The sequence below is a fragment of the uncultured Marinococcus sp. genome, from assembly GCF_947493875.1.
Classification (GTDB): Bacteria; Bacillota; Bacilli; order Bacillales; family Marinococcaceae; genus Marinococcus.
Window position 1 is genome coordinate 330,525 of sequence record NZ_CANLSU010000004.1, and the last position, 21,870, is coordinate 352,394.

Annotated in this window: 21 protein-coding genes, 1 tRNA gene, 1 other RNA gene and 1 other annotated feature; of the genes, 22 read left to right on the forward strand and 1 reads right to left on the reverse strand. The window is 46.2% G+C overall.

The window, feature by feature from the left end; genetic code table 11:
* Nucleotides 1–106 precede the first annotated feature (106 nt).
* The 4 genes from pdxS (at nt 107) to Q0757_RS09960 (ending at nt 3,968) form a co-directional block, all read left to right on the forward strand.
* Entirely contained in the window at nt 107–991 is an 885-nt protein-coding gene (gene pdxS / locus Q0757_RS09945) for a pyridoxal 5'-phosphate synthase lyase subunit PdxS (RefSeq protein ID WP_298786819.1), read from the forward strand.
* A 23-nt stretch (nt 992–1,014) separates the two neighbouring features.
* Nucleotides 1,015–1,605, forward strand: a complete 591-nt coding sequence (gene pdxT / locus Q0757_RS09950; RefSeq protein WP_298786820.1) for a pyridoxal 5'-phosphate synthase glutaminase subunit PdxT — start codon at nt 1,015–1,017, stop codon at nt 1,603–1,605.
* 2 nt (nt 1,606–1,607) lie between these two features.
* Nucleotides 1,608–1,827 (forward strand) — a binding site (T-box leader).
* Nucleotides 1,828–1,889: 62 nt separating this feature from the next.
* Nucleotides 1,890–3,170 carry a serine--tRNA ligase gene (serS, locus tag Q0757_RS09955; RefSeq protein ID WP_298786824.1) on the forward strand — a complete coding sequence of 427 codons (1,281 nt, stop codon included), beginning with the start codon at nt 1,890–1,892 and terminating at the stop codon, nt 3,168–3,170.
* A gap of 339 nt (nt 3,171–3,509) precedes the next feature.
* Complete coding sequence (locus Q0757_RS09960; protein ID WP_298786827.1) at nt 3,510–3,968, forward strand: Lrp/AsnC family transcriptional regulator; 459 nt, start codon at nt 3,510–3,512, stop codon at nt 3,966–3,968.
* A gap of 52 nt (nt 3,969–4,020) precedes the next feature.
* On the opposite strand, the gene Q0757_RS09965 is transcribed toward Q0757_RS09960, so the two are convergent.
* Nucleotides 4,021–4,392: a DUF3899 domain-containing protein gene (locus Q0757_RS09965; RefSeq protein ID WP_298786830.1), complete on the reverse strand. Its 372-nt coding sequence runs from the start codon at nt 4,390–4,392 to the stop codon at nt 4,021–4,023.
* Between the two features lie 271 nt (nt 4,393–4,663).
* On the opposite strand from Q0757_RS09965, the gene Q0757_RS09970 reads away from it, so the two are divergent.
* The 18 genes from Q0757_RS09970 (at nt 4,664) to Q0757_RS10055 (ending at nt 21,858) form a co-directional block, all read left to right on the forward strand.
* Nucleotides 4,664–6,364: a peptide ABC transporter substrate-binding protein gene (locus Q0757_RS09970; RefSeq protein WP_298786832.1), complete on the forward strand. Its 1,701-nt coding sequence runs from the start codon at nt 4,664–4,666 to the stop codon at nt 6,362–6,364.
* Nucleotides 6,365–6,504: 140 nt separating this feature from the next.
* Nucleotides 6,505–7,431, forward strand: a complete 927-nt coding sequence (gene opp3b, locus Q0757_RS09975) for an oligopeptide ABC transporter permease (protein WP_298786834.1) — start codon at nt 6,505–6,507, stop codon at nt 7,429–7,431.
* Nucleotides 7,432–7,436: 5 nt separating this feature from the next.
* A complete protein-coding gene (opp3C, locus tag Q0757_RS09980; RefSeq protein ID WP_298786836.1) occupies nt 7,437–8,594 on the forward strand; it encodes an oligopeptide ABC transporter permease in 1,158 nt (385 codons plus the stop codon).
* An 18-nt stretch (nt 8,595–8,612) separates the two neighbouring features.
* Nucleotides 8,613–9,665 (forward strand): ABC transporter ATP-binding protein, encoded by a 1,053-nt coding sequence (locus Q0757_RS09985; RefSeq protein ID WP_298786838.1) that lies wholly within the window; start codon nt 8,613–8,615, stop codon nt 9,663–9,665.
* A 2-nt stretch (nt 9,666–9,667) separates the two neighbouring features.
* Nucleotides 9,668–10,600 (forward strand): ABC transporter ATP-binding protein, encoded by a 933-nt coding sequence (locus Q0757_RS09990; RefSeq protein ID WP_298786839.1) that lies wholly within the window; start codon nt 9,668–9,670, stop codon nt 10,598–10,600.
* A gap of 125 nt (nt 10,601–10,725) precedes the next feature.
* Nucleotides 10,726–10,818 (forward strand) — tRNA-Ser (locus tag Q0757_RS09995).
* An 83-nt stretch (nt 10,819–10,901) separates the two neighbouring features.
* Nucleotides 10,902–11,387 carry a tRNA adenosine(34) deaminase TadA gene (gene tadA, locus Q0757_RS10000; RefSeq protein ID WP_298786841.1) on the forward strand — a complete coding sequence of 162 codons (486 nt, stop codon included), beginning with the start codon at nt 10,902–10,904 and terminating at the stop codon, nt 11,385–11,387.
* Nucleotides 11,388–11,473: 86 nt separating this feature from the next.
* Nucleotides 11,474–11,644, forward strand: a complete 171-nt coding sequence (locus Q0757_RS10005; protein WP_298786843.1) for a YycC family protein — start codon at nt 11,474–11,476, stop codon at nt 11,642–11,644.
* Between the two features lie 87 nt (nt 11,645–11,731).
* Nucleotides 11,732–11,997, forward strand: an RNA gene (gene ffs, locus Q0757_RS10010) — signal recognition particle sRNA large type.
* Between the two features lie 151 nt (nt 11,998–12,148).
* Nucleotides 12,149–13,900 (forward strand): DNA polymerase III subunit gamma/tau, encoded by a 1,752-nt coding sequence (gene dnaX, locus Q0757_RS10015; RefSeq protein WP_298786845.1) that lies wholly within the window; start codon nt 12,149–12,151, stop codon nt 13,898–13,900.
* A gap of 18 nt (nt 13,901–13,918) precedes the next feature.
* Nucleotides 13,919–14,230 (forward strand): YbaB/EbfC family nucleoid-associated protein, encoded by a 312-nt coding sequence (locus tag Q0757_RS10020; protein ID WP_022792923.1) that lies wholly within the window; start codon nt 13,919–13,921, stop codon nt 14,228–14,230.
* A gap of 11 nt (nt 14,231–14,241) precedes the next feature.
* Nucleotides 14,242–14,838, forward strand: coding sequence for a recombination mediator RecR (recR, locus tag Q0757_RS10025; protein WP_091615138.1), 597 nt, complete (start codon nt 14,242–14,244; stop codon nt 14,836–14,838).
* Between the two features lie 10 nt (nt 14,839–14,848).
* Nucleotides 14,849–15,079: a YaaL family protein gene (locus Q0757_RS10030; protein ID WP_298786850.1), complete on the forward strand. Its 231-nt coding sequence runs from the start codon at nt 14,849–14,851 to the stop codon at nt 15,077–15,079.
* 177 nt (nt 15,080–15,256) lie between these two features.
* A complete protein-coding gene (locus Q0757_RS10035; RefSeq protein ID WP_298786852.1) occupies nt 15,257–16,537 on the forward strand; it encodes an ABC transporter substrate-binding protein in 1,281 nt (426 codons plus the stop codon).
* 109 nt (nt 16,538–16,646) lie between these two features.
* Nucleotides 16,647–18,470 carry a sensor histidine kinase gene (locus tag Q0757_RS10040; protein WP_298786854.1) on the forward strand — a complete coding sequence of 608 codons (1,824 nt, stop codon included), beginning with the start codon at nt 16,647–16,649 and terminating at the stop codon, nt 18,468–18,470.
* A complete protein-coding gene (locus tag Q0757_RS10045) occupies nt 18,439–19,986 on the forward strand; it encodes a response regulator (protein WP_298786856.1) in 1,548 nt (515 codons plus the stop codon). The genes Q0757_RS10040 and Q0757_RS10045 overlap by 32 nt, the downstream gene beginning before the upstream one ends.
* Before the next feature lie 93 nt (nt 19,987–20,079).
* Nucleotides 20,080–20,952, forward strand: coding sequence for a carbohydrate ABC transporter permease (locus Q0757_RS10050; RefSeq protein ID WP_298786858.1), 873 nt, complete (start codon nt 20,080–20,082; stop codon nt 20,950–20,952).
* Nucleotides 20,953–20,970: 18 nt separating this feature from the next.
* Complete coding sequence (locus tag Q0757_RS10055; RefSeq protein WP_022792916.1) at nt 20,971–21,858, forward strand: carbohydrate ABC transporter permease; 888 nt, start codon at nt 20,971–20,973, stop codon at nt 21,856–21,858.
* Nucleotides 21,859–21,870: the final 12 nt, after the last annotated feature.

Consider the following 21,870-nt stretch of genomic DNA (forward strand, 5'->3'; position numbering starts at 1 on the left):
CTTTATCCGGATATAGTATAGTGTTACAATAGGGCTACTGAGCGTTATTATTACACCGCAAAAATCGGTGGCAACAGATAGAATAATGGAGCTGGAGGGCTGAAGTATGGCAGAGAGAGGAACAGACCGCGTTAAAAGAGGCATGGCGGAAATGCAAAAGGGCGGCGTTATCATGGACGTCGTTAACGGAGAACAGGCGAAAATCGCCGAAGAGGCAGGGGCAGTAGCTGTTATGGCACTGGAACGGGTGCCGTCAGACATCCGTGCTGCCGGAGGCGTAGCCCGCATGGCAGACCCTACGATTGTCCAGGAAGTGATGGACGCTGTATCGATTCCTGTAATGGCAAAGGCCCGTATCGGCCACATCGTGGAAGCCCGGGTGCTCGAGTCGCTCGGTGCTGATTATATTGATGAAAGCGAAGTGCTTACACCGGCGGACGATGTGTATCATATGGATAAAACCGAATATACAGTACCGTTTGTCTGCGGAGCCCGCGATCTTGGGGAAGCGACCCGCCGTATTGGTGAAGGAGCTTCTATGCTTCGCACAAAAGGGGAGCCGGGCACCGGCAACATCGTGGAAGCAGTACGTCATATGCGTTTGATCCAGTCTCAAATCCGCAAAGTGATCGGCCTGTCGAAGGACGAATTAATGACGGAAGCGAAAAATCTTGGTGCGCCGTACGAGCTGCTGCTTCAAATTCGCGACAGAGGCCGCCTTCCAGTCGTTAACTTTGCAGCAGGCGGCATAGCAACACCAACTGACGCTGCTTTAATGATGCAGCTTGGCGCCGACGGCGTATTCGTGGGCTCCGGCATTTTCAAATCCGAATACCCGGATAAATTTGCCCGGGCCATCGTAGAGGCGACGACTCACTATGAGGATTATGAGCTGATCGCTAAGCTGTCCAAGGGACTGGGCACTGCAATGAGCGGCATGGATATTTCCCAGCTTGAAGGCTTTGACCGCATGCAGGACCGCAGTCAGTAATATAAATACAGGGGGTTTTACTCATGATGAAAATCGGCGTTTTAGCTCTTCAAGGCGCTGTTCGTGAACATGCCAAAAGCTTGGAGGCCCCTGATACGGAAGTTATTATCGTAAAACGGCCGGAACAGCTTGAAGAAATCGATGGATTGGTCTTTCCAGGCGGCGAAAGCACGACGATGCGGCGGCTGGTGGAAAAATATCAATTTTTTGAGCCGCTGCAGGCATTTGCCAAGGCAGGAAAGCCCATATTCGGCACATGTGCCGGCTTGATTTTAATGGCAACCGACGTGGTAGGCGAGCCGGAAGGCCATCTCGAGCTGATGGACATGACGGTTCAGCGTAATGCATTCGGCCGCCAGCGTGAAAGCTTTGAAACCGAGCTTTCCATTCGCGGAGTTGCAGATGATGTCGAAGCGGTATTTATCCGGGCTCCGTTGATTACGGAAGTTGGACAGAATGTCGAAGTGCTTGCAGAATATAAAGATGAAATTGTGGTGGCGCGGCAGGATCATCTGCTTTCCTGCTCCTTTCATCCGGAACTGACGAACGACCGCAGATTTCATCAGTATTTCGTACAGATGGTACGAGAAGCACAGGCGGCAGTAAATGTGTAAATACAATCGCGTTGATGGACAATAGTACTTTTGCATGCTTCTACAGAGAGTCGGTGGCTGGTGTGAACCGATGAAAATGCGAAAGGAATCCCGTCCGGAGTAAAACGGTGAACTTGAGTAGCCGTTTTCGATTCGTCCCCGTTAACGGATGAGAGAAAAAGCCGGCAGTAACGTTTACTGCAACAAGGGTGGCAACGCGGGAATTAAAGTCTCGTCCCTGATTCACAGGGGCGGGGCTTTTTTATAATATATAAACAGCTACTATTATGAAGGAGGCATCACCTATGCTGGACCCTAAACGATTACGAAATGATTTTGATGCAGTAAAAGAGCAGCTTTCAAAACGAAACGAAGATATCAGCGAACTGGATTCCTTTGAAGAACTCGACCGTGAACGCAGGGAGCTGATTCAGGAGACAGAGGAGTTAAAACAACGGCGTAACACCGTCTCCGATGAAATCGCAGCTAAAAAGAAAAATAAAGAAGACGCCGATGAACTGATTGCAGAAATGCGGGACGTATCAGGCAGGGTTAAAAAACTGGATGAGCAAATCCGTGAAAAGGATGAGCGCCTGCAGCAGATTCTGCTTTCCATTCCAAATGTTCCACATGAAACAGTTCCGATTGGCGAAGATGAATCGGATAACGAAGAGGTAAGGGCCTGGGGAGAAACGCCAGTGTTTGATTTTGCCCTGAAGCCGCACTGGGAACTTGGTGTGGAGCTGAATATGCTTGATGCCGAGCGGGCTGCAAAAGTAACCGGAAGCCGCTTCATGTTTTATAAAGGAGCAGGGGCCCGTCTGGAACGGGCACTGATTCAGTTTATGATGGATCTGCACAGCGATGAACACGGCTATGAAGAATTGATTCCTCCGTACATGGTAAACCGTGAAAGCATGACCGGCACCGGCCAGCTTCCAAAATTTGAGGAGGACGCCTTTCAGATTCGGGAAGAGGACTATTTTCTCGTACCAACGGCAGAAGTGCCTGTCACGAATATGCACCGAGAAGAAATTTTCGCAGGAAAAGAGCTTCCGAAAGCCTATACGGCATTCAGTGCCTGCTTCCGTTCTGAAGCAGGCTCGGCAGGACGCGATACTCGCGGCTTAATCCGCCAGCACCAGTTTAATAAAGTGGAGCTTGTGCGGTTTACGACGCCGGAGGATTCCTATGAAGAGCTTGAAGCATTGACCGGCCATGCGGAAAAAGTACTGCAGCTGCTCGAGCTTCCGTATCGTGTGATGAACATGTGCACGGGGGACCTGGGCTTTACAGCAGCGAAGAAATACGATATCGAAGTATGGCTCCCGAGCTATGAAGACTATAAAGAAATTTCGTCCTGCAGTAATTTTGAGGAATTCCAGGCCAGGCGCGCAAACATCCGCTTTAAGCGGGACCGCGATGCGAAAACAGAATATGTGCACACGCTAAACGGCTCAGGACTTGCCCTGGGACGAACGGTGGCAGCGATCATGGAAAATCACCAGCAGGAGGACGGCAGCATTAAAATTCCTGAAGTGCTGCGCGGCTATATGGGCAACAAAGAATATATTACTGCAAAATAAGCAGGCTTCGGTAAAACTCTGGACGCTTTAGGCGGCCAGAGTTTTTTATAGTTATGCAAAATGCTTTCAAAGAAGCGATTGTAATGAAAGCGATTACATTGTAGTATGGAAAGTACCTTGGGGCTTTTTTCGAATCATATGACGTTATATAATCTTACAAAAAAATTCATAAAATTCTTTCACGAATATTGCAATAATAAGAACAATTACTTATAATTACGTTAATCCACCCGGGGAATTGTTACGAAATTACTAATGTGAGCTGGGATCATCTCGGTGATTCGTAATAAAGGATGCAAGGTCATCAAGGTGAGAATGGGAAAAAGAGAAGGGATGCCAATGAGCGTTTCATTAGATCAGGTAGATATGTCGATACTCGGGTATCTGCAGGCTAACGGCAAGGAATCATACAGTGAAATTGCCCGCTGCCTGGGAGTGAGTGAGGGGACTGTCCGTTCAAGAATTAACAAAATGCTGCGGCATAGTGTTTTTGAATTTATCATACATACCAATCCGAACAAAATCGGGCTCGATGTGCAGACAATTATCGGGCTGAGCACAAAGCTCGGGATGCAGGATGAAATCGCGAGTAAGCTCCAGCGTTTTTCTGAAGTAAGGTTTGTCGGTGCTTTTTCTGGTAATCATGATTTAATTTTACAGGCTTATTTTAGAAATAACGAGGACTTAGTGAATTTTGTTAACAGAGATTTAGCACAGATTGACGGAATTTTGAACGCCGATGTGAACGTTGAATTAAAGCAGTATAAGGATTCGTTTTCCTATTTAACTCCTGAATGAAAATAAACATTAAAGGTGGTGGTACCACGGGCGCTGCTGAATCCGGAACAGTTTAATTAGCTGCGTAGTATACAGCAAGCAGTAAAAGATCCAGGACTATCAGCGATATGGTTTGAAAGAAAAGCACACGGAAAAAAGAAGTCTGGACGACCTCAGAAGGCGCAAGCCGTTGTTCCCAGCCCTGAGTTGAAGGTCTGGAGGGAGCGAGTCGGTGAGCCACTTTCCGAAAGCTGTGGGTAATGGCATCAAAAAATCCTCCGCGCATGACAAATGCTGCAATGAAAATGATTAGATAAAACAGACCTACATAAAACACATAATTGATCACATTCAGCAGCCCAAAGTCCGGAGAAAAAATGAATAACAGCAGACCGGCGGCTATTAAATTAGCGGCAAATACGAAAAGATTCAGCTTCCAATGCATAGACGGGACTCCTTCTGGAATTTTATAACGCCCATTATTATAGCACAACTGCTGCCTGCCGCTGAACGAAACATTTCATTTACGAATAATTGCCCTGTGGGCAAAAACATTAATGCTTTTCGTATAGACAAAGCGAATAAATTTTCATTTTCGCAAAAAATTAAAAAATTAATGAAAATATTCGCAACATCTTGTATACTTTGTAAATACAGAGAAAACAGAAATTTTACACAATAAGAACATAAAAGTTTTGGGGAGGTCAACATATCTTATGAAAAAGACAAAAATGACAGTATTAGCTTCTGCATTAATCTCGAGTACAGTACTTGCAGCGTGTTCCGGCGGCGGGGGCGGAGAATCCGGCGGAGACGGCGGCAATGGCGGTGGTGACGGAGGCGGCGAAGGCCAGGCAAGCGGTGATCAGGTAGTCAACCTGGCGCAGTCGGGTGATATTCCTTCCATGGATCCATCTCTTACTACAGATGAGTTTGGAATACAGTGGACTGGAGAAACTTATGAAGGCCTGTACCGGCTTGGCGAAAATGCGGAAATTACTGACGGTGTTGCTACGGGGGAACCAGAGATTAGTGAAGACGGTACAACATGGACGTTTAACCTTCGGGAAGACTCCACCTGGACGAACGGAGACCCTGTAACAGCCGAGGATTTCGTTTATTCCTGGCAGCGTGCAGTAGATCCGGAGACGGCTTCCGAGTACGGACCTTATATGATGGGCGGTGTTATTGAAAACGCTACTGCCATCAGTGAAGGTGAAATGGAGCCGAGTGAACTCGGGGTAGAGGCGGTAGACGAACATACGCTGGAAGTTTCTCTTGAAAAGCAGACTCCATATTTTGAATCCTTAACAACGTTCCCGACCTTCTATCCATTGAATGAGGAATTTGTTGAAGAGCAGGGCGATGATTACGCGCTCAATCCTGATAACATGCTTACAAACGGACCATTTACGATGGAAGAGTGGAACACTGGAGACAGCATGAAATATGTAAAAAATGAAGATTACTGGGATGCAGACACTGTGCAGCTGGAGGAAATTAACGTACAGGTCGTTAAAGAACCTTCCACAGGGACTAACCTGTATGAAACCGGGGAATTGGATCGAACTGGATTAACCGCAGAATTCGTGGATGAGTACAGCACGGATCAGGATTACCGGGCAGTAGAACAGCCAACCTCCTGGTACGTTAAAATGAACCAGGAAAATGAAATTCTTGCGAACGAAAATACACGTAAAGCCATCCAGATGGCTGTGAACAAAGAGGACTTAACAGAAACTATTCTCAATAATGGTTCAATGCCTCTGGGCGGATTGATGCCGGGGAACTTTGTTTTCAGCCCTGAAGGAGAAGAGGACTTCCGCGAAGTAAATGGCAACCTCTCAGCAACTGATAAAGAGCAGGCCCAGGAACTGTGGGAGCAAGGACTCGAAGAAATTGGAGCAGACAGTGCAGAACTGGGATACCTGACAGGTGATACTGAATCAGCTCAAAATATGAGTGCATATATTAAAGAGCAGCTGGAAAACACTCTGGACGGATTGACTGTAAATGTGCAGCAGGTACCGTTCCAAGAGCGTCTCGATCGCGACACAAATATGGAATATGACCTGTTGATGTCCGGATGGGGACCTGACTATGTGGATCCAAACACCTTCATGAACCTGTTTGTCACAGACAGCGGCAACAACCATACTGGGTATTCCAGTGAAGAGTACGATTCCCTGATCGAAGAAGCAAACAATGAATTGGCGGATCAGCCACAGGAGCGTTGGGACAACTTCCTGGAAGCAGAAAAGCTTCTAATTGAGGAAGACGCAGTAATTGCTCCAATGTACCAGGAGGCTCAGGCATATCTCTGGAATCCGGCACTGCAGGGTGTTGTCGTAAACTCCGCCGGTCCTGATTTTGAATACAAATGGGCCTACATGAACGAAGACGCGACAGAGGAATAACAACTAAATAAAATAATATTTTCAGGGGGCAAGAGAGTATATCCATAATAATTGGCTTATACTCTCTTTTCCCTTGTATCTAAATCTAAAAGGTTCACACCATGAATAAACATCGCGACATTTACAAGGAGGAAATATGTATGGCACGTTATATTGCCACTAGAATCGTATACATGGCGATTACTTTATTTATTATCGCCAGTGTTACGTTCTTTTTAATGAAATTGATGCCCGGCACGCCGTTAAGTTCGGCAGACCGGCTTTCGGAATCCCAGCAGCAGATTGTGCTGGAGCAGTACGGATTGGATAAACCAGTGCCTCTTCAATATGTAGACTATATGCTGGGGCTTGTGCAGGGAAACTTAGGTATCTCCTTTCAGTTTGACAACCGGGAAGTAACCGAGGTTCTTGGAAACCGGATTGGCCCCTCTCTGCAGCTGGGCATTCAATCTCTTTTCATTGGTTCGATTTTAGGAGCTTTCTTAGGACTGATTGCGGCAATTTTTCATAACGGTATTTTAGACTTTGGTTCTACTCTGCTCGCAGTTATTGGAACTTCGATCCCGTCCTTTATTTTTGCAGGACTGCTTCAATACTTTTTAGGCGTGCAATGGCAGTTGTTCCCGGTCGCGACATGGGGGACATTCGCCCATACAATAATGCCGACAATCGCGCTACTTATATTTCCAATGGCCATTTGTGCGAGATTTATGCGTACAGAGATGCTGGAGGTATTAAACAAAGACTACATCACTACAGCCAGAGCCAAAGGCGTCGGCTGGTCAGCAGTTATTTTCAAGCATGGACTGCGTAACGCCCTGATTCCCTTAATTACGATTTTAGGGCCGCTTGCAGTGAGTCTTTTAACAGGAACTCTCGTTATCGAGCAGATTTTTGCGGTGCCGGGGATCGGGGAACAGTTTGTTACGGCTGTAACGACAAACGATTACCCAATGATTATGGGCACGACGCTGTTTTTTAGTTTCTTATTTGTTTTGATTATTTTAATCATCGATATTCTTTACGGTATCATTGATCCGAGAATCCGCCTGGATGGAGGGAAGTAAAAGTTATGCAGCACGAAAATGATAAAGAAAAAAAATACGACAAAGAACTATTCTCTCCAGCTGATGTACGGGAAGATGATATGGAGCAAATTAACCGTCCAAGCCGGACTTTCTGGCAGGATGCTTTCCGGGCGCTGCGTAAAAACGTAGCGGCGATGATTTCTTTAATAGCATTATTACTCATCGTATTTTTTGCTATCTTCGGTCCAATGATGAATGAATACACCCCGAGAGAACAGGATTTGTCACGGTCGAATTTACCTCCAAAAGTTCCTGTGCTTGAAAATATCGGCTGGCTGGGCATGGACGGCCAGGAAACATATGTTTTTGAAAATATTACAGCGGAGCAGGCTCAAACAAATGCCGAGAGCCGTTTTGGCAATGAAGATTATGTTCAATACGAAACATTAAGCGAAGGCGATGGCTCTGTAGGCTCTGCTCAGGTGCAGGTTAGTGTGGACAGCTATGCGGCAGCCGGAGTAGAAGAAAATAATTTTTGGTTCGGAACGGACCGGCTAGGAAGAGACCAGTGGACAAGGACGTGGGACGGTACAAGAGTTTCCCTGTTCATTGCTCTCATCGCGACGCTGCTTGACTTGTTTATAGGTGTTGCCTACGGCGGTATTTCCGGGTTCTTTGGCGGAAAGACAGATAACATTCTGCAAAGAATACTCGAAGTTCTTTCCGGGATACCGAATTTGGTTATTTTAATTCTGATGATTGTCGTCCTGGATCCAGGTATTCTCTCTATATCGCTTGCGATTGCGATTACCGGGTGGATTGGCATGTCACGTATCGTCCGGGGCGAAATCTTAAAGCTGAAAAACGAAGAATTTGTGCTGGCCTCGCAGACGCTTGGGCTGTCAAATTCGAAAGTAATTACCAAGCACCTTGTGCCGAACACTATGGGCTTAATCATTATCAATACAATGTTTACAATTCCAAACGCGATTTTCTTTGAAGCTTTTCTGAGCTTTATCGGCCTGGGGCTGCAGCCTCCAAATGCCTCGCTCGGGGTGTTGATTGATAACGGCTTTGACGCCCTGCAGACGACGCCGCACGTATTAATATTCCCGGCCGTTGTGCTGTCGGTGTTAATGATTGCCTTTAACATTCTGGCTGACGGTATGCGTGATGCGTTTGATCCGAAGATGCGCGATTAGAATGTGGGAGGAACGAACATGAGTAATGAAACCATTTTAGACGTAAAAAATTTAAGTGTTTCCTTTAAAACACCGAACGGGGAAGTTCAGGCTGTAAGAGATGTCAGCTTTTCGGTCGGAAAAGGGGAGACGCTGGCGATTGTAGGCGAATCCGGGTCGGGCAAATCGGTAACGACAAAAGCGCTGATGGGCCTGCTCCCGGCACCGAAGGGGTATATAAAAAACGGCAATATTCTATACGGGGATGAGGATTTTGCCAAGCTGAGCGATAAGCAGATGACCAAATACCGCGGCAAGGATTTTGCGATGATTTTCCAGGATCCAATGACGTCCCTGAACCCGACGATGAAGGTGGGAACGCAGGTGATGGAAGGGCTGCGGATGCACCGCGGCATGAACAAAGAGGAAGCGAAAACAGAAGCGGTACGACTTTTGGAGCTGGTCCGGATACCGGACGCGAAGGCAAGAATGAATCAGTACCCGCACCAGTTTTCCGGCGGTATGCGTCAGCGGGTGGTAATTGCTATTGCGCTTGCCTGCGATCCGAAGGTGTTGATCGCAGACGAGCCGACAACAGCACTTGACGTAACGATTCAGGCGCAGATTCTGGATATTATGAAAGACATCCAGGAAGAGTTCGAAACCTCGATCATTTTCATTACGCACGATCTGGGTGTTGTTGCTAACGTAGCGGACCGTGTGGCGGTCATGTACGCCGGTAAAATTGTAGAAATCGGCTCTGTCGATGAACTTTTTTATAACCCCAAGCACCCTTACACCTGGGGGCTTCTCGGCTCTATGCCGACGGTGGATCAGCGCGAGGAAGAATTGTTTGCCATCCCGGGAACACCTCCGGATCTGCTTCACCCGCCAAAGGGAGACGCCTTTGCTCCGAGGAACCGGTACGCGTTGAAAATTGATTACGAAGAGCAGCCGCCGATGTTTCAGGTTTCAGAGACGCATTACGCGGCCACATGGCTGCTGCACGAAAACTCACCGGACGTACAACCACCCGCCTCAGTACAGCAGCGCATTGACGAGATGGACGGGAAATGGGAGGCAGGACAGTAGATATGAGCGATGAGAAATTACTGGAGATCAAAAATCTGAGTCAGCACTTTAAAACAGGCAGGAAGAGTGTCGTGCGGGCAGTAGATGGCTTGAATTTTGATATATACAAAGGGGAAACATTCGGACTTGTTGGAGAGTCGGGCTGCGGAAAGTCAACGACCGGGCGCTCGATTATCCGTTTGTACGAAGCGACAAGCGGAGAGGTTTTGTTCAAGGGAGAAAATGTTCAGGGAAAAAAATCCAAGTCGGAGTTGAAAAAGTTTAACCGACAGATGCAGATGATTTTCCAGGATCCATATTCCTCATTGAATCCGCGGATGAAGGTCATTGACATTATTGCGGAGGGCATTGATATTCATGGCCTCGCAAAGGATAAAGAAGAGCGTCGCCAGCGCGTGTATGACCTTCTCGAGACCGTGGGACTAAGCAGGGAGCACGCGGAGCGCTATCCACACGAATTCAGTGGGGGCCAGCGCCAGCGGATCGGGATTGCGCGGGCACTGGCTGTGAAGCCGGAATTTATCATAGCTGACGAGCCTATTTCGGCTCTCGATGTGTCGATTCAGGCACAGGTCGTCAACTTAATGAAAAAGCTTCAGCGGGAAGAGGATTTAACGTACTTGTTTATCGCCCACGACTTGTCCATGGTAAAATACATCAGCGACCGCATTGGTGTCATGTACTTCGGCCGGCTTGTAGAGTTAGCTTCGAGTGAAGAGCTGTACAGAAATCCGCTGCACCCGTATACAAAATCACTTCTATCTGCGATTCCACAGCCCGATCCGGTGCACGAGCGCACAAGACGCCGGCTTGCTTACAACCCGGAGGATCATGACCAAAGCGAGGAGCCTGAGTTCCGGGAAGTAACAAAGGATCACTACGTGCTGTGCACAAGCAAAGAATTTGAAGAGATGCAGCAGCAGGCACCGGTATAAATAATATCTCCCCGTTCCGTAAACCGTAGAGGGACGGGGAAATTTTCTTTCTGTATGGGTTGATCAACGGTTGGGCCTGTGCTATGATTATCGTTGTCAGTCACCAAGCTACATATTTTCAGCATGGAGGAGTACCCAAGTCTGGCTGAAGGGAGCGGTCTTGAAAACCGCCAGGGGCTTTGCGGCCCGCGGGGGTTCGAATCCCTCCTCCTCCGCCATTAATTTACCAGTGAGAACTGCCCCAGACGGCAGTTTTTTTTAACGCCACTATCCGTTACGAGTGAAAAGAGGGCAGACAGTAATGGATCTACATACATATTGGATGCAGGAAGCCATCCGCGAAGCAGAGCAGGCAGAAGCAGCAGGGGAAGTGCCAATCGGGGCGGTTATCGTTTATCAAAATGAAGTGATCGGACGGGGACGAAACAGGCGGGAGGAAGACCAGCAGGCAACTGCCCATGCTGAGATGATTGCTATTCAGGAAGCCTGTACGTTTTTAAACAGCTGGCGGCTTGAAGAATGTACGCTTTACGTTACGCTTGAGCCGTGTCCGATGTGCGCAGGAGCTATTGTGCAGTCCCGGGTGCCTTCCGTCGTTTTTGGAGCGTATGACCCAAAGGCAGGCTGCGCCGGGACGCTGATGAATCTGCTTCAGGAGGAACGCTTTAATCACCGCTGTGACGTCATCCCAGAAGTTGAAAGCGCCGCCTGTGCACACCTTCTTACTTCATTTTTCCGGCAAATGAGAGAGAAGAAAAAGAATAAGCAGCAGGAAAACGGGGAATAGCTTTACAGTCATTTAATTCTATTTGGAATATAGAAGCAGGTCATGCTATATTTAACAAAATTATTGAATAAACAGGGGGTTTTCCAGTGCGTTCAAATCAATTTACCGTGGAAACGGCGCAGAAGCTGTCTGAAAAGCTGAATGTCCCGGCTGAGCAAATCATGCATACACCGCCTCACCTGATTAAAGAAAAAATTGCCGAGTGGGAAGAAAAAGAAGTCGGTAAAGGTCCATATAAATCTATGTCTGCTGATTGAACCTCACCGGTTGCATAATGCTGAAAAAATAGATATACTTATTAATGCGCTTCGATAAGAAGTGCCTAAATAGAGTGAATCCATTTGCCGTGCTAAGTGGGGAGGTAGCGGTGCCCTGTACTTGCAATCCGCTATAGCAAGACCGAATCCCTTTCCGAGGCTTTATTTTTGTAGGGTCTGCCCTGCGTAAGTGGTGTTGACGTCCAGGTTCTGCGCAACGGAAACCCGCGAACCCTGTCAGGTCCGGAAGGAAGCAGCAGTAAGCGGACTCTTCCGTGTGCCGCAGAGCTGCCTGGACCGAGCAAACTGCGCAGGTAACGCTTATGAAAATATTGTCGAAGAAAGGTGCACGGCTCTATAAACATATCAGCTAAACGATTCCGTCTCAGGGGTCGTTTTATTTTTATATTTGCATGCCTTTTCAGGTTGTTTGAGTTTTGAAAATACCTTTATAAATAGGTATAATGAATAGAGGAAGAAACGGAAAAGAAGGGGGGAATATGGTTGGGCCATCAAGCTTTATACCGGATGTGGCGGCCGCAGCTGCTTGAAGACGTAGTAGGTCAGGAACATATTACAAAAACGCTTCAAAACGCCCTCGTTCAGGAAAAATTCTCACATGCTTACTTATTCAGCGGCCCACGGGGAACAGGAAAAACGAGTGCCGCTAAGATTTTCGCCAAAGCGATTAACTGTGTGCAGGCTCCGACAGCTGAACCATGTAACGAATGTGATGCCTGCAGAGGGATCATGGACGGTTCCGTTGTGGATGTAATAGAAATTGACGCTGCCTCCAATAACGGGGTGGATGAAATTCGTTATATCCGCGAAAACGTGATCGCCGCTCCGAGGGATATCCGTTATAAAGTGTATATTATTGATGAGGTGCACATGCTGTCGACCGGGGCTTTCAATGCGCTGCTGAAAACATTGGAAGAGCCTCCGAAGCATGCTGTTTTTATTTTGGCGACGACGGAGCCGCACAGAATTCCGCTTACGATTGTTTCCCGCTGTCAGCGTTTTGATTTTAAGCGTATCCAGCCCGAGACTCTGGTCGAACGCATGAAATATATACTCGATGAGCAGCAGGAGTCGGCGGAGGAACAGGCGCTCTACCTGATTGCCCGGGCGGCCGAAGGTGGAATGAGGGATGCGCTCAGCCTGCTTGACCAGGCCATGTCGTTTGCTGAGGAAGCGGTGCAGGCAGAGGACGTACTGGCGATCACCGGAGCCGTGTCGCAGCAGTTTTTGACAGATACTGTGCGGGCATTGAAGGAGCAGAATACAGCCGAAGCTGTTCAGGCAGCCGACCGCCTGGTAAAGGAAGGCAAAGATCCTGTTCGTTTTATGGAAGACATTATCTACTATCTCCGGGATATGCTGCTGCATCAGGCAGCACCGGGGATGCAGGAGCTGCTGGACCGGGCCACGCTCGATCAGGAGTTTGAATCCCTGTCTTCTGACGTCCCGGCAGAATGGATTTATCAGATGATTGATCAGTTAAATAAAATCCATCAGGATATGCGCTGGTCGAGCCATCCTAAAATCTTTCTGGAGGTTGCGCTGATTCAGTCCTGCCATACCTCTGCCGGTACTACCGCGCCAACGGCAGAAAGCAGTATTTCAGATGACAGAGCTGCGCGTCTGGAAAGCCGTATTGCGTCGCTTGAGAAAGCATTGAAAGAAACACCGGCGCCGCCGGCAGCTCCGGTTCAGGAAGCCCCTGCAGCCGAAGAGCCTAATCCGGAGCCGGCCAGGCGTGCTTCCAAAAAAGGAGCTTCTTCTTCTCCGTCCCAGGGTAAAGTCAGAGAGATCCTAAAAACAGCGACAAAGCAGGACCTGCAGGATCTGGCCAACCAATGGAACGGCGTGATGAACGCGATGCGGGAGAAAAGCGTGCCCGGCCACGCCTGGCTGAACAACTCCAAACCAGTGATTGTGAATGAGACAGCCGTACTTTTGGCCTTTAAAAACGAAATGCACCGCAATATGATTGAAACAAAGTTCCGCCAGGAAGTTATCGACGCCCTTCGGGAAATTACAGGAAAAGAATTGGAGCCGTACACGATTCTTTCGAACGAATGGGAAAGGGTTAAAGAAGAGTATAAGCAGACTCAGCAGGAAAACGGTACAGAAGAAGCCGAGGACGAAGAATCCGAAGCTCCGGAAAATTCGCAGGAAGAGCCGCCGGATCCACTGGTGGATGAAGCAGTGAAGCGCTTCGGCTCTGAATTTGTCGAAGTTGTGGATCACTAATATGAGGAGGAATTTATAATGAAAAACCAGGCAAATATGATGAAGCAGATGCAGAAAATGCAGAAGGATATGCAGAAGGCTCAGGAAGAGCTGAAGGAAAAATCGGTAGAAGCAACAGCCGGCGGCGGAGCGGTAAAAGTAGTAGCTTCCGGGGACAAGCAGATTTTAGACATTGAAATTGACGAAGATGTTGTTGATCCGGACGATGTGGAAATGCTTCAGGACCTCATGCTTGCAGCAATGAACGAAGCGCTGAAGAAGGTGGATGAGCTCGTTGAGCAGGACATGGGGAAATTTACTAAAGGAATGAACATTCCCGGAATGTTCTAGGAGGAGATCAGGTGCAGTATCCGACACCTATTTCGCAATTAATCGACAGCTTTATGAAGCTGCCCGGCATCGGCCCGAAAACGGCCGGCCGGCTCGCTTTTTATGTATTAGATATGAAAGAAGACGATGTGCTCGAGTTTGCTAAAGCGCTTGTTAACGCAAAGCGGGAGCTTACGTATTGTTCGGTCTGCCACCATATTACTGATACGGATCCGTGTTATATCTGTCAGGATAAGCAGCGCGACCGCTCTATTGTGTGCGTCGTGCAGGACGTGAAGGACGTTATAGCGATGGAAAAAATGCGGGAGTTTTCAGGGCTGTACCACGTGCTGCACGGGGCGATTTCCCCGATGGACGGCGTCGGGCCTGAGGACATTAACGTGCCAGATCTGTTAACCCGGCTGCAGGATGAGCAGATTCAGGAAGTGATCATCGCGACGAACCCTACGATCGAGGGAGAAGCTACAGCCATGTATATTTCGAAGCTGCTGAAGCCGACCGGCATGAAGGTGACAAGAATTGCTCATGGCCTGCCGATCGGCGGAGACCTGGAATACGCTGATGAAGTAACATTATCAAAAGCGATTGAAGGACGTCGCGAGCTGTAGGGGGATCTGTATGCCACTGAAAAAAAAGCTGAAAAAACAGGAGCTCGAACGGCTGAAGGACCATATTTACGCTGCGAAGGAAAAAATGGAGCAGTACCAGCAGCTGTTGAACAAAAGCGTGGAGCCATCGGAAGAGCTTACGATTCAGTTCAAAATTCATCAGGCCAAATACGTTTTTTTGCTCAAAGAAGCAAGACATCAGAGATATGAAGTAAAAACGAGTCCGTTTACCGGACATTAATACAAACAAGCCGTTTTAGGCTTCTGGTATGCCCAGAACCTGGAGCGGCTTTTTACATAATAGTAAACACTCAGATTAAGAAAGTAGATATTATTCAAATTTTGTTGTATTACTTCATGGAAAGGCAGATGATACGATTGTTTTTGAAAGCGATTACATTAATGAGGGGGATAAATCATGGGGAGTACATGGAAAAAGCCGGTGGCGGCTTCATTGGCTGGCGTACTGGCACTTGGGGGGCTGGCTGCCTGCGGAAATGACAGCGGCAGTGGCGGAGATGACGATGTGGTCACGCTCAGCTACTGGAAATCGGCTGATACAGGCCGCCCTGACTTTGAAGCATTCATGGAAGTAGTAAATAAATTCAATGATGAGCATGAGGATATTCAACTGGATGTAAATACAACACCGAACGACGATTATCGTACAAGGTTAAACACACGGGCCGCTGGCGGGGATCTGCCGGATGTGTTCCAGGTGTGGCCGGGAGCAGAGCTGCGACCGCTTGTAGAAGCCGGAGCGGTGGAGCCAATCGATGATATTGAAGATTACTGGCTTGACAGCGGTTTGCTGGAGGAAGGCTCCTTTGATGAATTTACTATAGAAGACAACACATACGCAGTACCGGTGAATAGTAACCCGACCCATTTTATATACTATAACAAGGATATGCTGAGTAAAGCAGGGTATGACAGCTTTCCTGAAGATTACGACGGATTTCTGCAGCTTATTGAAGATTTAAAGGATGAAGAGGTAACTCCAATCTCCCTTGGGAATTCAGGAGGATGGGTGTTGCAGTCAGTCTACATTTCAACTATAGCGGATCGATTTACAGGTCCTGACTTCCTGGAGGACGTGGAAAATGGGGATAGAAAATTTACTGATCCCGAGTTTATTCAGGGTCTTGAAGTCATCGAAGAATTAAATAACATGGAAGCGTTTAATAATGATTTGAATACGATTGACAGCATGCAGATGATAGACCAGTTTCTGCAGGAGGAGTCCGCCATGGTAATGGACGGCAACTGGGCGGCTACTGAAATTATCGAAAATAAACAGGAAGATCAGGATATCGGTATTACTACTATTCCTTTAGGGGATCGTAACAGTATCTCAAATACTATGGGAAGTGCGAGCGCGATTAACAGTGATATCTCTGACGAGAAAAAAGAAGCAGCCAAGGAATTCTTAAAATGGCTCTACAACGAAGAGTTGTTTAAAGAGCTTCAATCTGTAGGCCGGATTGTGCCAACGAATGTAGAAAACCCAAATGATGAACTGGATCCGCTAATAAATGAAATGATGGAAATTACGCAGGAAGCCGAAAATGCGCCGGTGTATGACGCCACTCTTACACCGAGTTTAAATGATGAATTGGAAAATCAACTCCAGGCTTTAACACTTGGGGAAGCAACGCCGGAAGAAATCGGTGAAGCTCTGCAAAAAGAAGTAGAGTAGTTCAGCCTATCTGCCCGTTAAAGATAATTTCATATATACTAGGTAAAAGGAGGATGACCGAATTTCAGGTTTATCCTTCTTTTTGTTCAGAGAAAGGAGGGCGGATGCAGTGCGTAAAAAGCTTCAAGTAAAGGACTGGAGTCTCAAAACAAAATCAACCATCATATTTCTCTGTCTGGCTACACTTCCTATTTTAGCAGTAAGCGTTATCTTTTTTTATCAGTCCAATAACATTCTGCGCCAGCAGGCACTGGAAACCTCCAATCAAAATCTTTCCTCCATTGAAGCTGATTTAAATAATACAATGAGAGAGATTGAAGATATCTCGGAATACATTATATATAATAATGAATTTTATCAATATTTGACCCTGGAAGACGGGGAGGCCACAGTGGAAGAATTCAGCAACATGAATGAAAATCTGCGTGCATTCTTCACCTTCCATTTAACAAATAAAAGCTACTTCCAGTCTGTTTTTATTGAAGGGGAAAATGGTCGCTCCATTATGATGGGGGACTATGTTGAAAATGAAAATAAAAAGTGGATCAAGGCTTCGAGAGAACTGGAGGGCCGCGTGCTGTGGACAGATCCATATGAAGTGCAGACAGGTTTTCCGGCAGAAGAGAAAAAAGTGATCAGCCTGTTTCGCCAGATTAACAGCCGGTATGATTTCACGAATTCAATAGGGGAGGTGCGAATCCACCTAAATGAGCAGCAATTGTATGATTATTTAATGAGTGATATGGAAAATGACTCCAGCGACTTATTTGTACTGAGAGAAGATGGTACATTGATGCTTCATGCAGACAAAGAAACCGCCGGACGCTCTTTTTCCGACCAAACCCTTATGCGGCGGATAAAAAACGAACAGGAGGAGCCCTTTAAATATAGCTACAACGGTGAAGATTATTACGTTTCTTCCAAGCAGCTCGAAGATTTATATCTTGTCTCCATGGTGAAGGAATCGTATATAGCAACGGAGCTTTCTAACGTTCGCCACATTACTGCCGGTATTATTATTGGCACCATTCTTTTGAGTATCCTTGTCATCATAGGCTTTTTCATGTTTGTTTTGAAGCCTATCGGAGCCTTAACACGAGAAATTAAAAGGGTGGAAAAGGGTGATTTTACTGCCCGTGTGGAAGTGGCTTCCAAAGATGAAATCGGTACATTAAGCAGACGCTTCAACCGAATGGTGCAGGAAATTCAATCACTGATTAATACAAAATATAAATTGGAGCTTAAGACAAAGGAATCAGAGCTGAAGGCGATGCAGAGTCAGATCAATCCGCATTTTCTATACAACACCCTGGACATGATCCGATGGTCAGCGAGGCTGGAAAAAGCCCCTGACACTGGTAAAAGCATTGAAGATCTTTCCCGGATTTTCCGGCATACGTTAAGCAAGGGCAACACCTGGGTGGACCTTGAGGATGAATTAATGAGTACGAAGAGTTATTTGGAGCTTCAAAAACGAAGAATGGGGGCAAAACTTCATTATTCCTTATTTGTAGAAACGGGACTGGAGAAGGTGCCGGTAATGAAAATGATTGTGCAGCCCTTAATTGAAAACAGCATTGAGCATGGGATGGGGGCAAATAAGCAGACCATCCATATCGATGTCCGGGCTTACCGGATGAAGGAGAAGCTTATTATAGACGTTATAGACAACGGTCTTGGCATTGAAGCCTTAAATATTAAAGAGTTAAAAAGCAGCTCTCCTAAATCGCGTCAGGGATTTGCGCTGCAAAATATTGAGAAGCGTATTACCAACACGTACGGAGAGGCATTTGGTTTGAACATAGTGCCGGTAAAGACAGGCACGCATATTCAAATACGTTTTCCTGTTTTAAAAGAAAAAAATAATGAATTGCACCTCAACCAGGAGGAGGGGGAGGAAAATGACAACGAAAATACTGATCGTGGACGATGAACCTATGATCTGTGAAGGACTTTCTCAAACGATTGATTGGGAAAGCATCGGTGTGAAGGTGGAAGGTGTAGCTTATGATGGTATGGAGGCGCTGGATATATTAAATGAACAAACAATAGACATCGTTCTTACGGATATTACGATGCCTAATATGGATGGGCTTGCTTTAACAGAAGAATTGACAGCTCTTCATCCGGGAGTAGAAGTGATTATGTTCAGTGGATATGACGAATTTGAATACGCCAGGCAGGCTCTCCGCCTGGGGGTGAATGATTTTTTACTGAAGCCGATTAACATTGAAGAGCTGTTAACAATCGTAAAACGACTTCAGCACAAAAAACATTATGCTGGTAACGACCATAATGACCCGGGGGAGAAGCTGAAGATCGCAGTGCAAAAACAGCTTTTCCGCCACCATGTTACAGCTGAAGAAATGATTCAGTGGGAAGAACAGTACAAAAGCTGTTACGTAGTGGTTGCAGAAATAAAAGGGTATGCCCAGGGGAAAGAAAAGATGGAAAAAGAAGGGCAGAAAGAGCAGTTAATGCAGATGATTGAAGAAAATCTGGCACGGTGGACCAAGCAATTCGCCCGTGTATGGAGGCATGAAAATGAATGGATATATATATGCTGCGGGGATGACTCAGACTCTTCAATAAAGAAGGAACGGATAACGAAATTGCAAAAGCAAATCGAAGAGAAAGGGATAAACGTTCATGCAGCGGTCTCTGCTTCGGGCCCTTTTCAGGATATACGAGTGCTCTATAAACAAGCCGATACATTTATAACCAGCATCAGAGGTACCTCTAAAAGCGCTATATCCGGACCGGATGAAAAAATACAGGAGCCATCCCTGCCTGCTGCAAAAGCATTTCAGGATCAGCTGGCTGTTTTTATTATGGAAGGGCGGACTGGAGAGGCAAAAGAACTGGTACAGGAAGTATTTGACGAATTAATTGAAAAAGATACAGGTGTTGAACCAGCATTCCGTATGATGAGGGAGCTTGAAGTAATAATAAAAAACAAGGTGTTTTCCCACATTCGGGAGCGGACGTTTGATATAAACGAGTTTAAGCTTCAGCAGGACGTCGATACGCGTATTTATAATACAGCCGAGGATATTCAAAGCTTCTTCATGGAGGATATGCTTCGCATGGCCGGAGCTTTATCAAACAGAAAAGAAACCAATTGGATCATTGATCAGGTGCTCAGCTACATGAAGCATAATTATCAGCACGATCTGCAGGCAAAAACGATCGCTGAAGATCACTTTATTACTCCAAATTATTTCAGTATATTATTCAAGCAGGAAACAGGATTGAGCTTTTCAGATTATTTAAATACGCTCCGCATCGAAAAAGCCTCAGAGCTGCTGGTCACTACTTCTAACCGGGTATTTGAGATTGCCGAATATGTCGGCTACAGCGAGTATAAATATTTTGTGAAGGTGTTCAAGAAATATAAGGGAACGACCCCTACGCAGTACCGGGCTATGCATACAACAAATATTCAATAAATGTGGATATTATGTTAAAAAAGTCGATTTTTTGTATCCACCACTCCTTTTATAATCATAATGTAAGCGTTTTCTAAAAAGGAGTGGGACAAAATGCACTTACTCAGAAGTCCATGGAAAATTGGTTTAGGTTTGGTGCTGCCATTAATCATTTATATGGTATTTGGCATTATTCCGATTTTTATTTCTTTCTACTATTCTTTTATGGCCTGGGACGGGTTTTCTGCCATGAGCTTTGTCGGAATAGAAAATTACATTACTGCTTTTCAGGATTCTACGTTCTGGCTGTCACTGCGCAATAATATTTTAGTCGTGCTTGCCTCTGTACTCGGACAAATTCCGATTGGACTGGGTCTGGCTCTTTTATTAAACCGGAAAATTAAAGGAGCGAAGTTCTTTCGTACGATCGGTTTTCTGCCAGTAGTTATTTCGACTGTTGTCATCTCCATTACGTGGAGAATGATCTACAACTCAGAGCAGGGTCTTCTTAATAATTTACTGGAGACTACAGGACTTGGCTTTCTCCAGCAGAACTGGCTTGGCAACCCTGATTCCGCTATATTTGCTATTTTAATTACGATAGTCTGGCAGTTTGTTGGTTTGTATTTCATTATATTTCTTTCCGCTCTCCAGACTATTCCCAAGGAGCTGCTTGAAGCGGCAGAGCTTGACGGGGCAGGGGAATGGCATAAGATCATTCACATTACGCTCCCTTCCATCCGAAATGTTATTTTAGTCGCGATTGTCCTGTGTATAAGCGGCAGCTTAAAAACGTTTGATTTGATTTATGTTATGACGCAGGGAGGGCCCGCGCATTCCACAGAGGTAATGGCCACCTATATGTACAGTGAAACATTTGAAGGCCTTAGCTACGGGTATGGAAGCGCGCTTTCGATTTTAATTCTCGTATTCAGCTTGATCCTGATTTTGATCACGACGAAGGTAATGGGTGTTAAAAGAACATAGAGAAGGGAGAAAAGAAATATGATGGGAAATAAAGCAGAACCAAGAGAAGCGGCTACCGTAGACCGGGATGCTGTAGCGAAAACAAAAAGAAAACTCCGGCGGACGCTTGTATACATTATTTTAATTTTATTCACCATCGTGAATGCATACCCTATCTTCTGGATGATCATGAACGCATTTAAAACGAGCCAGGATTTTTCATTAAACCCGTTCGGCCTTCCGGCTAATTGGGTGTTTGAAAACTTTCAGGATGCCTGGGTGACGGCAAATATTGGTACATTCTTCTTTAACAGCGTATTAGTGGGAGCCGTGGCTGTGCTGATTTCTATTTTTTCCGGTGCGCTGGCAGCTTACTTTTTATCCAGGTTTGAATTTCGGGGTAAAAAATTCATTTATGGCTTTCTCGTGATCGGCCTTTTGATCCCTATTCATGCCACACTTGTGCCGATGTATATACTTATGCAGAATTTAGGGATTTTAAATACATACTGGGCATTAATTTTCCCGTATGTAGCATTCAATTTACCTATCACAGTATTTTTGCTTACCAGCTTTATGAGTTCTTTTCCAAAGGAAATGGAAGAATCAGCGATTATGGATGGGTGCGGGGTCTTCCGTATCTTTTGGTCCATTATTCTGCCAATGACAAGGCCGGCTATTGCTACGGCAGTCATTATCAACTTCATCAATAACTGGAACGAATTTGCGTTCGCACTGGTGCTCATCAGCGACGAAGCGCTTCAAACACTGCCGCTCGGCCTGGCAAACTTTGCTGGAGCCTATACAACAAATTATCCGGCTCAGATGGCGGGGTTAACCCTTGTGCTGGTTCCTACAATCATTTTTTATCTGCTGATGGAAAAGCAAATCGTTGAAGGCATGACCCAGGGAGCTGTAAAAGGCTGATATTTTTACTAC